The sequence below is a fragment of the Limosilactobacillus equigenerosi DSM 18793 = JCM 14505 genome (assembly GCF_001311375.1).
GTDB classification, from domain to species: domain Bacteria; phylum Bacillota; class Bacilli; order Lactobacillales; family Lactobacillaceae; genus Limosilactobacillus; species Limosilactobacillus equigenerosi.
Window position 1 is genome coordinate 1 of sequence record NZ_BBAS01000001.1, and the last position, 16,162, is coordinate 16,162.

General features: G+C 42.7%; 14 protein-coding genes, 1 other RNA gene and 3 pseudogenes. 5 read left to right on the plus strand and 13 right to left on the minus strand.

Annotated elements, in window-relative coordinates:
• Positions 1-202: 202 nt before the first annotated feature.
• From JCM14505_RS00005 to JCM14505_RS00030, 6 genes and pseudogenes are all read right to left on the minus strand, one after another.
• Positions 203-1,552 carry a glucose-6-phosphate isomerase gene (locus JCM14505_RS00005; protein WP_054651987.1) on the minus strand — a complete coding sequence of 450 codons (1,350 nt, stop codon included), beginning with the start codon at positions 1,550-1,552 and terminating at the stop codon, positions 203-205.
• A gap of 541 nt (positions 1,553-2,093) precedes the next feature.
• The gene (locus tag JCM14505_RS00010; RefSeq protein ID WP_054651989.1) at positions 2,094-2,963 is read right to left on the minus strand and encodes a GRP family sugar transporter; all 870 of its coding nucleotides are present in this window, start codon (positions 2,961-2,963) and stop codon (positions 2,094-2,096) included.
• A gap of 104 nt (positions 2,964-3,067) precedes the next feature.
• Positions 3,068-3,619, minus strand: coding sequence for an ATP-binding protein (locus JCM14505_RS00015; protein ID WP_156249792.1), 552 nt, complete (start codon positions 3,617-3,619; stop codon positions 3,068-3,070).
• Complete coding sequence (locus JCM14505_RS00020) at positions 3,619-4,269, minus strand: HAMP domain-containing protein (RefSeq protein ID WP_054651993.1); 651 nt, start codon at positions 4,267-4,269, stop codon at positions 3,619-3,621. Before JCM14505_RS00020 ends, JCM14505_RS00015 begins: the two co-directional genes overlap by 1 nt.
• The gene (locus JCM14505_RS08840; RefSeq protein WP_054651995.1) at positions 4,184-4,555 is read right to left on the minus strand and encodes a hypothetical protein; all 372 of its coding nucleotides are present in this window, start codon (positions 4,553-4,555) and stop codon (positions 4,184-4,186) included. The genes JCM14505_RS00020 and JCM14505_RS08840 overlap by 86 nt, the downstream gene beginning before the upstream one ends.
• Before the next feature lie 18 nt (positions 4,556-4,573).
• A pseudogene (locus JCM14505_RS00030) lies at positions 4,574-5,287 on the minus strand (winged helix-turn-helix domain-containing protein).
• 128 nt (positions 5,288-5,415) lie between these two features.
• Between JCM14505_RS00030 and ssrA the strand changes: the two are divergent.
• Positions 5,416-5,792: a transfer-messenger RNA gene (gene ssrA / locus JCM14505_RS08525) on the plus strand.
• Positions 5,793-6,081: 289 nt separating this feature from the next.
• On the opposite strand, the gene JCM14505_RS00035 is transcribed toward ssrA, so the two are convergent.
• The gene (locus JCM14505_RS00035; protein WP_054651997.1) at positions 6,082-6,336 is read right to left on the minus strand and encodes a hypothetical protein; all 255 of its coding nucleotides are present in this window, start codon (positions 6,334-6,336) and stop codon (positions 6,082-6,084) included.
• Between the two features lie 429 nt (positions 6,337-6,765).
• Here JCM14505_RS00035 and JCM14505_RS00040 point away from each other — a divergent pair, with 429 nt between their 5' ends.
• From JCM14505_RS00040 to JCM14505_RS00050, 3 genes are all read left to right on the plus strand, one after another.
• A complete protein-coding gene (locus JCM14505_RS00040) occupies positions 6,766-7,263 on the plus strand; it encodes a hypothetical protein (protein WP_054651999.1) in 498 nt (165 codons plus the stop codon).
• Positions 7,264-7,265: 2 nt separating this feature from the next.
• Complete coding sequence (locus JCM14505_RS00045; RefSeq protein WP_054652001.1) at positions 7,266-7,469, plus strand: helix-turn-helix transcriptional regulator; 204 nt, start codon at positions 7,266-7,268, stop codon at positions 7,467-7,469.
• A 323-nt stretch (positions 7,470-7,792) separates the two neighbouring features.
• Positions 7,793-9,190 carry a Na+/H+ antiporter NhaC family protein gene (locus JCM14505_RS00050; RefSeq protein ID WP_054652003.1) on the plus strand — a complete coding sequence of 466 codons (1,398 nt, stop codon included), beginning with the start codon at positions 7,793-7,795 and terminating at the stop codon, positions 9,188-9,190.
• Between the two features lie 35 nt (positions 9,191-9,225).
• On the opposite strand, the gene JCM14505_RS00055 is transcribed toward JCM14505_RS00050, so the two are convergent.
• Positions 9,226-9,717, minus strand: coding sequence for an antibiotic biosynthesis monooxygenase (locus JCM14505_RS00055; protein WP_054652006.1), 492 nt, complete (start codon positions 9,715-9,717; stop codon positions 9,226-9,228).
• Between the two features lie 26 nt (positions 9,718-9,743).
• The gene (locus JCM14505_RS00060) at positions 9,744-11,423 is read right to left on the minus strand and encodes a phosphoenolpyruvate carboxykinase (ATP) (protein WP_054652008.1); all 1,680 of its coding nucleotides are present in this window, start codon (positions 11,421-11,423) and stop codon (positions 9,744-9,746) included.
• A 159-nt stretch (positions 11,424-11,582) separates the two neighbouring features.
• Here JCM14505_RS00060 and JCM14505_RS00065 point away from each other — a divergent pair, with 159 nt between their 5' ends.
• Positions 11,583-11,852 (plus strand): zinc ribbon domain-containing protein, encoded by a 270-nt coding sequence (locus tag JCM14505_RS00065; RefSeq protein ID WP_054652010.1) that lies wholly within the window; start codon positions 11,583-11,585, stop codon positions 11,850-11,852.
• A 33-nt stretch (positions 11,853-11,885) separates the two neighbouring features.
• Here JCM14505_RS00065 and JCM14505_RS00070 read toward each other — a convergent pair.
• The 4 genes and pseudogenes from JCM14505_RS00070 to JCM14505_RS00085 form a co-directional block, all read right to left on the minus strand.
• Positions 11,886-13,030, minus strand: a pseudogene (locus tag JCM14505_RS00070) (glycerate kinase).
• A gap of 62 nt (positions 13,031-13,092) precedes the next feature.
• Positions 13,093-13,905: a Cof-type HAD-IIB family hydrolase gene (locus JCM14505_RS00075; RefSeq protein WP_054652012.1), complete on the minus strand. Its 813-nt coding sequence runs from the start codon at positions 13,903-13,905 to the stop codon at positions 13,093-13,095.
• Between the two features lie 8 nt (positions 13,906-13,913).
• Positions 13,914-15,752, minus strand: a pseudogene (locus JCM14505_RS00080) (acyltransferase family protein).
• Positions 15,753-15,762: 10 nt separating this feature from the next.
• Positions 15,763-16,071, minus strand: coding sequence for a hypothetical protein (locus JCM14505_RS00085; RefSeq protein WP_054652014.1), 309 nt, complete (start codon positions 16,069-16,071; stop codon positions 15,763-15,765).
• Positions 16,072-16,162 lie beyond the last annotated feature (91 nt).

A 16,162-nucleotide genomic window follows, 5' to 3' on the forward strand; every position in this document is an offset into this window, starting at 1 on the left:
GATCCGCTTTTTGCTTGCTTAATTAACCACGTCCAAATTAGCCATTGAATTATCAAGCCAACACAATATACCCCGGTTCCCCAACTCATCCAAGTAATCACGGGGTGGTTGAAAACTAAATTTATCACTCGTAACCCCACCGTCGTCATTAACAGATTAACTAATTGACGCTGGATTTGGTCACGTTGTTGTTGTAAGGTGGCTAATCGTTCATTTGGGCGCGTAATTTGTCACCAACTTCTTCAAAACCAGGCTTGCCAAGTAAACCAAACATATTTGTCTTGTATGCTTCAACCCCTGGTTGGTTAAATGGATTAATTCCGTTTAAGTAACCAGAAATTCCCATCGCCACTTCAAAGAAGTAAATTAAGTAACCTAAGGTAAATTCATCTTCCTTGTCAATGTGGACCGTCATTACTGGTACGCCACCTTCATTATGTGCAGCCACCACGGCCCGGTAAGCTTGTGTGTTGACCCAGTCAATACTCTTGCCTTCTAAGTAGCCTAAACCATCTAAATCATTGGCAGCCCCAGGCACATTAAGATCGTGGTTCGGTTGATCTAACTTCACAACCGTTTCCATCAAGTTCCGCCGACCTTCTTGAATGTATTGACCTAAGGAGTGCAAGTCCGTGGTGAAGTTCGCACTGGATGGGTAAATTCCCTTTTGGTCTTTCCCTTCAGATTCACCAGCTAATTGCTTCCACCATTCGGCTAACATCGCCATGTTTGGTTCGTAGTTTTCCAATAATTCCGTCGTGTAACCTTTCCGGTAAAGAATGTTCCGGTAGGCGGCATATTGGTACGCTTCGTTCTTCGTTAAATCGGGATCAACATAGGTTGCTTCAGCCTTCGCTGCTCCGGCCATTAATTGTTCAATGTCAGCGCCGGAAACGGCAATTGGTAATAAACCAACCGCTGTTAAGACTGAGAACCGGCCCCCAACACCATCTGGAATAATGAACGTTTCCCAGCCATTGGCGTCAGCTTCCGTCTTCAAGGCGCCCCGGGCCTTATCCGTTGTGGCGTAAATTCGCTTGTTAGCTTCGGTTTCACCATACTTCTTAACTAACATTTCGTGGAAAATCCGGAAAGCAATTGATGGTTCCGTTGTCGTTCCGGACTTCGAAATCACGTTAATTGAGAAGTCCTTGTCGCCAATTAAGTTAATTAAATCTTGTAAATAACTTGAACTTAATGAGTTCCCAGCAAAGACAACCATCGTTTGATCATCGTTGTCCGCATGGGCTAGGTAGAAGCTATCATGCAAGAAGTCGAGTGCCATCCGGGCTCCTAAATAGGAACCACCAATCCCAATCGTCACTAAGAAATCGGAATCGCTTTGGATTTGCTTAGCGGCTGCTTGAATCCGCGCAAATTCTTCCTGGTCATATTCCGTTGGTAAGTGTAACCAATCCCGGAAATCAGCGCCCGCCCCCGTACCTTCACGTAATTGTGAATCGGCTGCGTTCACCATCGCTTGAATTTCACTTAATTCGTTGTCGTGTACAAATTGCTTTAATGCGCTTGCGTCAAATGAAACATGTGCCATTTTGTCGCCCTCTTTTCGTTTGTTTGTGATTATCATACCGTGTTTTGAAACCCTTTTCAATCAAAATTAAAACACCGCTCGCCGTGTTACCACGCCAAGCGGTGTTTCCAAGTTAGCCAATCGTCGCTTTTACTGCTCGGTTCACGACCTATTTATTAACTTCGTTCACTCAGCAGCGCCTTAGTGCCTAACTCAAAATCACGCCGAACCTGATTGCATCAGTTCCGCCGCGATTTGTATCGTTACGCCAACAGGCGCTTTGATAGCTGAGTTCACGACCTATTTCTAACTACGTTCGGCGGACAGCCACCAAGTCATAACGCAAAACTGACGCCGACGGATATCCTATCCGCCAACGCCAGTTTCAACGTTATGATAAGGTGGCTTTTTCGTCCGCCTCACGACCTGGATGTAACTACGTTCGCCACGCGGAAGCCTAGTGCCTAACTATGACAAAGGCGCCGACCCTAGCATAGATAGTGCCAACGCCTTGTCTACGTTAGGCCACGGCTTCCCTGATGCGTGGCTCACGACCTATTTATTAAGCAGCAATCGTCATAATGCTACCAATTACAATTAAAGCAATCCCTAACACAGTGTACTTCATTTCACGCTTGCTGTGATGTTCATGTAAGATGATAATTCCACCTAATGTAGCAATAATCACATTCAATTGCGTCAAGACAAAGGCCACGTTAACCCCTAAATCACGACCAGCAAAGATGTACGCAATGGCAGCACATCCCCACGCAACCCCGGCAATGATGTTCGTGTATTGTTCCCGATCCTTAAAGGACTTAATTTGACCGGTAAATAATTGGTATAAGACCGCCCCAATGAAAATTCCCAAAGCTTGTGGGAAGAATAATCCTTCTGGCTTGGCATTTAATAAGAACGGAATTTTAGGAAAGGCAGAATAAATCCAGTAACCAATCGTACTTACCAATAAGAATAAGACGTTGCTTACCGTCACCGCTCCAACTTTATCAGCAGCATCCTTATCAACTACTGACGTACATAGGGCTCCAATAACCACTACGGCTAAAGCAATGAACCCAACGGTAATTGACCGAACCGTGTCCCATTCTTTAAAGACTAACGTTCCGATAATTGAGTTCCCAACTAATTGGAACACCGTTGATAAAGGAATCGCCTTGGAAACCCCCATCTTCTTCATCGCAATGAATTGACCAACTTGCGCCGTTGACCAAAGCATCCCACAGATTAATGCAAAGATAAAAATTTCAACTGAAACATGGGGCCGCATGACTAATTGCGTCACAATTGCCACTAATAACGCCCCCGAACCAATCCCGAAGATTTGGTGTTTTTCTGTTCCACCGGCCTTCGTTGCCAATAGTGGCATAATCCCCCAGGCTAACGCTGGAATTAATCCAATTAAATAACTCATCCTTATAGAATCCTCTCTTTCTCAATTAGATACTTATTATACTAAAATGAAAACGGATACGCAAGCGTTTACACCCAACTTTTGTATCCGTTTTCTAAATTTATTTAATTGTGATCAACTTTTGGAATCCAAACCGTCACCGTCGTCCCTTGATTTGGTTGACTTGTAACAGTTACTTTACCATGGTGTAATTCCACTAAGTGCCGGACAATTGACATTCCCAGCCCCGTTTCACCATATTGGGTCCGCATCCGCGATGGATCCGCCTTGTAGAAGCGTTCCCAAATTTGGTCAATTTGCGCTTGAGTCATCCCAATCCCCGTATCTTGAATTTCAAATTCAATTCCAGTCGTTGTTTCACGTCCTTGGACTGTAATTTGCCCATGTTCGGTAAATTGGATTGCATTTTGTAAAATGTTAAATAAAATTTGCACAATGCGATCTTGATCGGCGTACATCATTAATTTAGCTGGCGTCTTCAAAATCACTTCATCATCATTAGCTTTAGCCTTTTTCCCTAATTGCGTCACTAGGTTATGCAACATCACGCTTGCATCGAATTCTTCCGGCACCAACGCCACTTTGTTCGTCCGTACCTTTTCAAAATCCAACGTTTCATTCACTAACCGAATTAAGCGTTGCGTTTCTTGAGCCATCAACCCAGGCTTTGTTCATAATCTTCCGGTTCAATCGCCCCATATTGCATTCCTTCAATCAAACCATTAATCGTTGTTAATGGCGTCCGCAATTCATGCGCAGCATTGGCTAACAAGCTATTGCGTCGTTCTTCTTGCGCACTGATTTCAGTTCGTTGAGCATTTAAAGTGCTAGTCATCTCATTAAAATCATTACTGAGCGCCGAGAATTCGTCATTTCCTGGCAAGGCCAAATTAACTGAATAATCACCCGCCGTTACCTGTTTTGTAGCTTGCCGAATCTTAGTAATCCGCCGACTCATCGACCGGGCAATCCAATAACTAACAATTAATGCGACAATTAAACCCGCCAACATTGCATTAACCATCGTTAATAAAATTTTATGATTTTCTTGCCGGAGCTGATTTAAATTCGTGACGGCGGCCACCACCGTCACTAACTTACCATGATAAAAATACGGCCGTAAAACTGCCGTTACGCGTTGGTGCTTTAACTTAGCTCGTTGAGTATGATTAGCATAACCAGTTAACTTAACTTCATTTTTAGCTAAGCGATGATTATCACTAGCCTGAACAATGCGTTGATAAACCGATTGCCCAGCTTCTAATTGTTGCCATTGCTTTTTTTGAAATTGATAATGATAATCCATTCGTATGGTAAATTGATCGATGTTTGGCATTATAAATCACCACATCAACCTTTTGATTATCCAAAATCTGCCCTTGGGCTTGCATACTAATTGGGTTAATCACTAATTGATGATCTTGATATTGAATTGATGATTTAACAATGACTTGCGTATCTTGTGCTAAGCGGGCCCAAGTTGATTGGTACATGCGCGATTCATTGTTACTAATAAATGCTACTAACATCATAATCACCATCGTCATAATGACCATGGTAAAAGCAAGCATTTGCTTATACAACATCCGCATTATTACTTACTCCTTGGTTTACTTAGCATCAGAATCGTCAAATTTATATCCCACTCCCCAAACCGTTTGAATGATTTGCGGACCAACTGCCCGAATCTTTTGCCGTAACTTCTTAATGTGGGCGTCGACCGTCCGTTCATCACCCATGTATTCATAGTTCCAAACTTGTTCTAACAATTGTTCCCGCGTAAAGACTTGCTTTGGTTTCATTGCCATCACCCGTAACAAATCAAATTCCTTTGGGGTTAAGTCATGAATTAATTTTTCGTTTAAATAAGCTTCGCGGGTCTTCGTATTTAACTTAAAGTTTTCCGTTTGAACGTCAAACAAGCCGTCAGCAACTGGTTCTGCTTCTGGTTGCACTAATTGCGTCCGGCGATATAACGCTTCAAGCGGGCAATTAACGTAATCGGACTAAATGGTTTCGTTACATAATCATCCGCTCCCATTTCCAATCCTAAGACTTGGTCACTTTCGGATGACCGCGCCGTTAACATCACGATTGGCACCGTTGGGGACATCTTCCGAATTTCAGCTGAAACCTGCATCCCATCTTTTTTTCGGTAAATTTAAATCTAACAAAATCATATCAAATGGTTGTACAGCATTCGCAAACGTTTCAACTGCTACTTCACCATCATTAGCATACGTAACATCCCAATTTTCCTTTTTAAAAAACATTCCCATCATTTCCGTTACTGATGGGTTATCTTCGACCATCAAAATTCGCATTTGGTGTCTCCTTTATTTAATAATCTTAATTCGCTTTCTTATTATAACCATAAATCCGGACAAATTCACAATTTAATGTGAATATTCCCCCACTTTTTATAAAAATGCGTTATAATGGTCCAATAAACGGGGATGTTTTTGGATTCGACGGGTATAGTTCGAGTTCTAACTGCGTTTCGAAGGTTGCGTCTTCGTAAAAACGCTCAGTTTTAAATTATAACTGCAAACAATAATTCAAACTCTTACGCATTAGCTGCCTAAACACCAGCAGGCGTAAATCCAAGCTGGGCTCGGTCATGGTGCGGTTTTGGGTTTCATTTAATTAGTGACCTACGCTTAACTATGCAGTTGGAATAGTTAAGAAGAGTTTTTTGCCAACTAGTTAGTCATGCTAGCCTTGATTAGCGGCGCTTTGGCTAACGAACTTTAAATTGTTAATCTATGAACGTAGACGTTAGAATGGCGATATATTCGGACAGGGGTTCGATTCCCCTCATCTCCATCCATAATCACAAGAACACGGCAAACCGTCACCAGCAACAAACGTTGATTGGTGGCGGTTTTCCTATTGCCTTAATCTTTAAATAACGTGGCATCGTGTAATTTTGTTGCACGTTTGTTGCACTAAAAAAGCCCTCGACCAATATGGCTGAGGGGTTAGTTTCTACCTATGAGATTATGGTTATTGCCGTTTAGCATAAACAACAGAATTAAGTTGGTTCATGTCTGCATCATTACTAAAAAACGACTACCGTTTGGCAGACGTTTTAATATAATTTAATCGTTCCATAACTTTAATAATAAGTTTTTTTCAACGGTTCTTTTTTGTCATCACTTAAAACGTTCACTACATCAATATCATAATCATCAGAATTAGGATCCCATAGATAAATCAAATAATCATCAAGGTCATTAATCTTGTCCTGTATTTCAGACACTTTCATCAATAGCTTCCCATTTTTATCGCAAAACAAATCAATGGCCCCGCTCATTATTTCTTCGATTTGAAAAGCAGTTAATTCATTTAATTTACTTTTTAAATCAATCATCTAAAATCACCAACTTTCCCCGATTAAATAATACTACGTAACCTAGATCTTTATTTATAAAGCCGTCAATTCCAACATCCATTGCTACCATTGACCAAACGGCCTGGCGGGTGTTATTACCTAATGCTCCAATACCGGCTTTTCTGATATCAATCCCTGAATTTCTTACAATTTCTGATACCTTTTCCTTATCTACTAGAATTGTATCATCTCACAAAGTTGCTGTAACTAGTTCGTGACTTTCATCTCCATTGGTTAAAGACCAGGTAGTCACTGACTACTTGGTCTTTTTCATTACCAATTATTTGCGTAGTTTACGCAAGTCTACCTCCTCCTTAGTCGGTAACTTTTTTACTCTTTATGTAAAATATACTTTACATAAATAATACTAAGTTTTACAATGATGATAAATCAAAGGAGGTCTTTATCATGCAAACATTTAAAGCTGTTTTATTACTCATCTCTTTATTAACCGGTATCTATCTCGCCTACTGGGGCGGCAAGCAACAAAAATTCGACGAACGTCAAACCCACATTCGCAATCAAGCCTTCCGCCATGCCTATGCCAGTACCCTCGTTTTAATCGTTGTCTTGGCCATGATTAATTACGCCGGTTGGTGGCCCCATCAACTCACCGTCGCGCCTCTCTTATTCGGTCTCTTTGCCTTCATGCAATTAGTTGCAACCATTGATATTATTTGGCACGGTGGCTACTTCGCCGTTAATAAAACCCCTGGCCAACAAAAATTATTAACTTGGTTTATGGGTGGCATGGCCCTGTTTTTATGGGGCTTAATCATAATCAACCTAAGTAACGGCGTTTCAGTTAGTGATTCATGGGATTCAATCTTACTCACAATCGTCATCACCATCCTCTTCCTTGTCATGTTACTACGCAAAATCTTTGACCAACGGGAGGATGATTAATCATGAAAAATCTCCGCTTAAAAGCGGCCAGGGCGCGTTGTGACCTTTCGCAACAAGCTTTAGCCGACCGGGTGGGAGTTACCCGGCAAACCATTTCAGCGATTGAAAAAGGCGACTATAATCCGACGATTAACCTCTGTTTAGCCATTTGCCACGCTCTCAATGTCACTTTAAATGATTTATTTTGGGACGAACAGGAAAATTAAATTCAAATTAGGGATTGACGAACTAAAATGAGAGTGTTTTAATATAACCAAGCTATTAACAAGAAAGGATCAAGTAAGATGATTACTAAGCAATTCGTTAACACACCAACTTATTATTACCGCATGACAATTTAAGCAGCGGTTCGTCACTCAGGGACGGACGGCGACGTTCGGCCCTGGTCAGGCGGTAAAGTTAAGTACGCTAGGTTAATCATATCTAACGGAAGTTAACGGAGGCTAAGTTAATCACTTGGTCATAATCCATCCTAACTAGTTGGTGCCTCGTCGCCAATTAGTTAGGATTTTTATTTTGGAGGTAAATCATGTCACTATTTAAACGCCATACCGATCGCCCAGAACCCATCTTAAGTTTTTGGGAAAGTACGGTGGTCTTATTCGTAATTTTATGTATTTTAGGCTTTTTAATTATTTTTGAACACCAAGAACCCCAAGCCCCGCTCTTCATTTCTTTCGTCTTTCTAGCTTTGTACGGCAAACTCCGTGGCTTTAAATGGGATACCATCATGGACGGCATGCGTAATGGGCTAAAAGCCGGCGTCGATCCTTTAATCATCTTCTTATCGATTGGGGTCTTGATTGCGACCTGGATTTTTTCCGGCACCATTCCAACCATCATGTACTTTGGTTTTAAAATTATTTCCGTCAAATTCTTCTTACCAACGGTCTTCTTAGTTTGTACCTTAGTTGGGGTGGCATGTGGGAGTTCCTTCACTACCGTTTCAACGATGGGAATTGCTTTCGTCGGGATTGGAGCAACCCTCCAAATTAATCCTGGTTTAACCGCTGGGGTCATTGTTTCCGGAGCTTTTTGTGGTTCCAACATTTCACCACTTTCCGGAACAACGAACTTGGCCGCCAGCGTCAGTCGTATTAATATCTACGAACACATCCGCTCCTTATTAATTACCGACTTACCAGCGTGGGTGATTTGTTTCATCCTCTACACATGTTTAGGACTGACTTCCAAACAAGTTAGCCTCGCTGCCGTTCACCAAATGATGCATGGCTTAGCCAATGGTTTCTGGGTCTCAGGCTGGGCTTTATTACCAGTTGTCTTATTAATTATTTTAGCCATTTTCCAAGTTCCCGCGATTCCATCCTTAGGGTTAGGATCACTCTTTGCCGTCGGATTAGGTTGGTTCCACGCACCACAAACTAACATTACCACCATTACGGATACCATTATGAAAGGTTACGTTTCTCATACTGGGGATCACACCATTGATACCCTCTTGTCCAAAGGTGGCATTAGCAGCATGTTAACGTCGCTAGCCTTAATCATCTTCGCTTTAGCTCTTGGGGGATTATTAATTCGCTTTAAAATTATTGATACCATCATTACTAACTTAACGGGGATTGTTAAGTCGGCCGGTCGCATTTCCCTCGCCACCGCCATTACTTGTATCGGAGTGAATGCAATTGTTGGGGAACACTACCTCGCCATTATCTTACCTGGCCAATCATTCTTACCATCCTTTAACAAACTAAACTTAGCTCCTCATCACCTAGCCCGGATTCTAAATGATGCCGGCGCCGCCGTGAATGCCATCATCCCTTGGAGTGTTTCTGGCGTCTTCATTGCCACCGCTCTCCAAATTGATCCACTTAAATTCATTCCATGGGCCTTCTTCCCATTTATCGTCACTCTTTTAGTTATTATCGTCGGTTTCTTTATTAAACCTGAACCAGTAACAGAATAAAAAACAAGCTCCAAGCCAATGACTTGGAGCTTGTTTTAATTTAATTGAAAATCTTGATGGTAATATAATTGATCCATATTTTTAGCCACATGATCATTAAAGGTGGCCAAATTTTGGTGCGCTGAACTTTGTTGCCAAGCTTGTAAGCTGGTTTCATCCGGCCATGCCGTCATCACCGCGACGTTACTTGCATCCTGTAAATCTTGTAACCACCAGATTCCCCAGCAACCAGCGACTGGACTCGCTAATAAGCTTTGGACGGTGGCTAACCAAACCTTGCGTTGCTCCGGACTTAATTTAAAGACTTCTAAGCGGACCACCCCGCGTAACTGTGCGTTGGTACTTTGTCCCCACACTTGATAACTAATCGGGGTCTTAAACACTGCCGGTTCCTTAGTTAATTCAAGGACTGCTTGCCGTTGTTGGCCCGGAAGAGTGGCTAATTGCAATGACCGCGTTGGATAATCCGTTAGCAATTGTTGCATTAACGTTGTGGTTCCTGAAGTGTAATGGAAATATTGTGGCATATTCAATCGCCTCTTTTACTTGTTGCCTATTGTTCCATTAAAACTTTCAACATTGCTCGTGCGGAGTCTTGTAAGGCCGCCGCCGAACGATCATTTCCTAAGTGGGTGTAAATTTCCCCGACATAGACACCTTGATCAAACAACTTATCAAAGGTAGCATCAATTACTGGTTGCGTTAACTCTGGTTCTTGCACTGGGCCAAATGGATTAGCAAAGAACGTGGTTGTCATGCCGGATTCATCCGTCGTCCCCAGGGCTTTACGCTTCCCAGCCACGAAGACCGCCTTCGCTTCATCTTTATCAGTAAATTGGTGCACCCCAATCGCATCATCATAATTATTGGCATACACCCACATATCAATATGGTGGTGCGCAATGACATTGGCAATGCTCGTAACCGGAATAATAACCCGGGCATTCTTCATTTCTGGGTTCAAGTAAATTCCCCGGTCCATGTTGTTAAAAGCCACCGCACTGCTTAAATCATCTAAGCGTACAAAAGCCCCCGTTTCCGTCCCTTGGGCATAAATTTGATCGCCGGTTAACGTGAAACTTCCCATATCATCAAAGATCGTTTCCATATCCACGATTTGGTCATCGGCCACTTCTTGGAGTGCTTCTAATGATTCGGACTTACCGGCCCCGGAATCGCCAAAGAAAACCACGTTCTTGGTCTTGCCGTTTGCAAAGGCAATCCGAACCATCGACCCATGAATTGGTAACTTCCCAGCTTTCAATTGGTGCAAGTTATGCAACGTCAAACACATCTTCTTCATGTAGCCAAAATACGTCGTTTTCGTGGTGTTTGGCACTTCACCGACCCAAATGTCATTAGCTTCATCATAGTAGTAATGACTTTCATCATTTTCAGTGTGGTCAAGCCCGAAGAACAGCATTAAGTCTGGCTTCTTCCCTTCTACCTCATAGTCATGCGCCATCGCAAACAAGTTAGTTAGTGATAACCCACTAACCATAAAGTCTTCATGGAAGTAAATATAAGCTAAACTTTCCCCAATTTTAGCTGGATAACAATACCATTCTCCACTTTGATCGGCAAATTTCGTCACAGGGTTAACGCTCGTGGCACTAAACACGCCTTCCCGCTTATTACTTGGAGTGTGCATCATTAACGGTGGCCGAATCATAGCGACATCAATGAAGTTAATCTTCGCCAACGCTTCGTAACCCGCTGGAATTGGCCAATGGCGCCGTTTCATTAACAACGCTGCATTGGAAGCTGCATTTAATTGTCGATACCGATTAACCTTTCGACCGCGAACTTCATCGGAAATCGTCCGGTAAAAATCACGGAATAAATCATTTAATTGATCATCGATTTGTAAGAAATTGTTATCAATGACTTGATTGTACCCACTCGTAACCGTCACCCGTAAAAAGCTCCGGAAGAAGGTGTACGCATCATCAATTCCCGCTAACAAAATATCACGATTAATATTTTCATAGACCGTTTCATCATGCGCTAAAATGCGTTTAATTAAAATAATGAAATCGGTTGCTGTTATGTCATGATATTCTGGATACGTCGTTAATAAATTGTCAGACGCTAAGTATAAATCAACCAATTGCTTAAATTCCGGGCTACTTACTAATTCGTTGACCCCGGTATAGTATTGTTTATTTAGATTCATTACCAAAATACGTCGTTCTGGGTTTACATATAAAGATTCACTGCGTATTGCTGTCATTGATGCGACCCTCCAATCATTTCTACTTGTTCATTATATCACATTTATTAATTTTAACTGAGAAGATTAAAATTTGATTTCAAATTACTTTTTCATCGTATTTACTCATATAATACTGGTAAAATAATTGATAGGATTATTTTAAAGGAGTACGATTAAATGAAATTTTGTCCAAACTGTGGAACCCAAACCGAACCCGGGGCCACGAATTGTTTTAATTGTGGCTTTGCCTTACCGCAACCAAAGACGGCTAGCCCTACCAACCAATCGAGTGGGCCAACCCCAACTAAATTTGATGATTATCCAGTTGGGGTCCAAGAAGATACCACTCCTGCAACCACTAATGACGATTCCCACGCGCTCACTTGGCTAATTACCGCCATCATTATTGTGACCGTTGTAATCGCGCTACTCATCTTTATCTTCTAATCACAGTGCTGTTTCAAGTGAAACCACTGTGTTTTATTTTGTCATCATTTTGATGACGCGACCAATACTTTCAGCCGTTTGCGCAATATCTTCCCGGGCGTCTTTCAAAGCCGTTGGTAAATCTTTTGCCCCCGTTGGCGTCGCAAACATGGCATCAATCCCCGTTGTTACATATAACTCCCGCGCTGAAGTAGCTACTCGTCCAGCCAAGGCAATTACCGGTACTTGCGGATTGACACTTTTACTGGCTTGCGCAACTCCAGCCGGTGCTTTACCGAAGCTAGTTTGAAAATCTAGCCCACCTTCTCCTGTCAAAACCAAGGTTGCACCTTGACACCGTTGCCTAAAATTAGTCGCTGCTAATACGACCTCAATCCCTGACTGTAAGTTAGCATTCGTAAACGCTAGCAAGCCCGCCCCGAGCCCACCAGCGGCGCCAGCCCCGGAAGTTGTGCCACTGATTTTCCTAATTCGCGTTTAATCACTTCAGCATAATGAGTTAAATTGGCATCCAATCTTTTGACCATCGCTGGGGTCGCTCCCTTTTGAGGGCCAAAGACCGCGGCCGCTCCTTGCTCCCCAATTAACGGATTTACCACATCCGACGCAAGCGTTAATTTGGTGGTCGCCAACCGCGGATCCAGCGCCGTCAAATCAATCGTCGCTAATTCTTTTAACCCACCACCGCCATGAGGAATTTCAGTCCCTGTCGCCGTTAATAAACGAGCGCCGAGTGCTTGCGCCATCCCGGATCCACCATCAATCGTCGCACTCCCACCCAGACCAATGATGATTTCTTGCACCCCTTGATCAAGGGCTGCCTTGATTAATTCACCAGTGCCATAAGTAGTTGTTACAAGGGGATTGGCCGTTTGTTCCGTAATAAATTGAATGCCGCTGGCCGCGGCCATTTCAATTACTGCTGTTTGTCCATCCCCTAACACCCCATATTGGGCCGGAACTAATTCATCCCAAGGATTATGAACCAGTGTCGTCAAAAACCTTCCCTTCGTAGCTCGTACCAATGCCTCGACGGTACCTTCTCCCCCATCCGCCATTGGAATTAAATCATAGGTAGCGGTTGGAAATACGCGTTGCATTCCAGCCGCCATCGCATTAGCAACTTCAAAAGCTGATAAACTCCCCTTAAACGAATCGGGGGCAATCACAAATTTCATCTTCATTCTCCTCGACTTATATAAATAACCGGCCTTAGGACAAGCCTAAGGCCGGTTATTAGTTAGTGAGCTAATAAGGTCCGTTCCAAATAAACGGCCACTCCATCTTCATCATTCGTTAACGTTTCGTGATCAGCCATCGCTTTAACAGCTGGTAACCCATTGGCCATGACCACCCCATCGCCAGCCGCCATTAACATTTCTTTGTCATTGTCAGCATCTCCAAACGCCATCACATCCGCCATCGTCCAACCAAAATGATCCACTAAGGCTTGCAATCCAATCGCTTTATTTAACCCCTTGGGCAAAAACTCTAAGATATGCGGTTGGGATTGAACAATGGTAAAGTTCGCCGTTAACGTTGCGGTCGCTAATGCCGCTGCCTTAACCGTCGCCATTTTCGCTGGGTCAATCGCTAACACCGCTTTACTATACAAGTGATCTGGATCTAATTCCGCAAACTTAACATCACTAAAGGTAATCCCCTTTACCGTTTGACGATAAAGCGATGGTTGCCCTGTGGCAATTTCAAACACCTGCTGAAAATCTAAGATATCTAAAGGCAATTGTTGGGCCATCACGAATTCATTTAATGGCGCTAGCGTTTGTTTCGTTAACCCCCGTTGGAATAAAAACGTATTGGTTCGATTATGCGTTACTGAACCACCATTAAAATTAATCGTATAATCTTCAGCTTCATCGAGCCCCAATTGCTTTAAATAATGACGAATGGCATTCAACGGCCGGCCCGTACATAAAACAATTTTCATCCCTTGGCGATGCAATTGCTTCAACACCTGTTCATTTCGCGGACTAATTTCTTTGGCTGAATTGAGTAACGTCCGATCTAAATCTAATGCAATTAACTTAGTCATTATGAGCCTCACTTCTTTAATAACTGCGTCGCAATTAGGCGCGTAAATTGAACATTCCCGTTTGCTTCCATATGAACGTGATCATAAGCAAACCAATCATCATGCTTATCACTCAAACCATGCCAATCAACCACGTGGACATTCTTGTATTTCTTCGCCGTCGCGTTAATAGTATTGTTCACATCATCTTGCCATGACCGAGTTGGTACATGGGCCGTTAACCAATAACTTGCCGTTTCTTACCAACAATCTCCATGATTTGCTCTACCGTGGCATCGGTAATTGGTCCATTCGTCCCTAAATTCAAAATCACCGTATTAGCTAAGTGACCTTGGTTCGCCAAACTTTGTAAGACTTGTGGCGCTTCATTGGCTTGGCGTCCCACCTTGCCATCAATATAGGCTTTCGGGATTAATTCTTGCAAATCACTTGAGGCATCCACCATCACGGAATCACCGACCGCCGTAACTTGCATTTGTTGCAATTGCTTAACTTGACTCGCCGTTAAATTATACTTCTTTTCAACATCATCACTATCGATATCGACTTTCGGCGTCTTTCCTTCAGCAATCATTTTGTTGCGCTTAGCCGTTTCCTTAGCATTTTTCGTAATCCGCGCTTGCGTCGTTGATTTAACTGGTTTGGGAGCCGGTTCAACTAAGGCCCAACCAGCTAAAATAACCATGATGGCTACTGGCGTAATCGTTAGCCACCCTCGGTTCCATTGCCCACTAATCAGACGCTGCCAAGTTTGGGGAAGGGTAGTCCAATCATAGTTGGCTAGTGGGCGCTCAATCCACCGGTAAGAAAGTTCACTAATCCCCAAAATTAACGCCGTTTGAATTACCGCATGTAAAATTGGTGCATTCCCAACTTTAATGGCCGTTTCATAAAAAATCATCACCGGGAATTGATAGACATAAATCCCATATGAGCGTTGCCCTAGCCACGTAAAGACCGGATTCGTTAGCACCCGATTCATAACTGCCCCAGGATGCACAACCGTCCCTAACAGGAGCATTCCTACCAAGCTATAGGCAAACATCGCTCCATGATACGTAGCACTAGCTTCCCCAGATAAATTAAAGAAGCCCCAAATCATAATTAGGAGCGTCGCCATCCCAATCACATTTAACGTTCCGGCAGCGACCGACGTTAACTTCGCTTTAAGCCGGCGCAACGGCCAAATCAACCCCAAGAAGGACCCTAACATCAATGAAAAGGCTCGGGTATCAGTCCCATAATAAACCCGATTAACATTCATCGGATCATACAAAATCGCCATTTCAACCGCGGACGCAATTCCAAGGGCCAAGACAATCCATTTAACCCACGTCCGCTGACGTTTCAATAAAATGAATAACAGCCATAAAATTAATGGCCATAAAACATAAAATTGCACTTCAACTCCGAGTGTCCATAAGTGAGTAAACGGCGATTCGCCGTTAAACCGGTCAAAATAAGATTGACCATGGTCAACTTCCCACCAATTGTAAACCCATAAGAGGTTCGTTAAAACGGTTTCTCGAATGCCTTTCAGGAGTGTTTTTTTGGAATAAGCCAATATAGGCACTCGTGGCCACTAACATAGCAATTAACGTTGGGTATAACTTTTTAAACCGCTTATGGTAAAAATGAAGCACATTCATTTTACCGGTTTGATCATATTCAGCTGTTAGTTGCATCGTCACAAAGTATCCTGAGATTAATAGGAATATTGGTACCCCTAAAAAGCCTCCGGGAATTACATTTGGCATTAAGTGATAAATAATGACAGCAATTACGGCTAATGCCCGTAAGCCATCAACCCCGGTCACATGCCGGCGTGGTTTGGTTGGTTGTTGCATTGCATCCTCCTTAGCCAATGTGATTATCGTGTAAGATGGTCGTAATCAGCTGTTGCGCAGCTTCGGAATGTTCCCATTCTTCCCAATGTTCTAATGAATCATCCGGTGTTTGAAAATTATCGTTTACATATTGCTCATATTTAATTACGGTTTGTGAGTGCGGAATATTTAATTTTAAAATCCGTACTTCTTTAATCTTACCGCGTTCTGCCGCTAATTCCGCTCGCCCATTATGAATCATATTCCCAATTTCATAATATTTTGATCCATCCAAGCGCGTAATTTGCTCAATCATATCTAATGTCCCAATTCCGACCATGATTTCACCTGGTTTCTATAAAATCTCTTAAGAAAATCTTAATAAAAAAATCACCGCTATCGCAAGCGGTGATTGGTATAAGAGAGAAAGA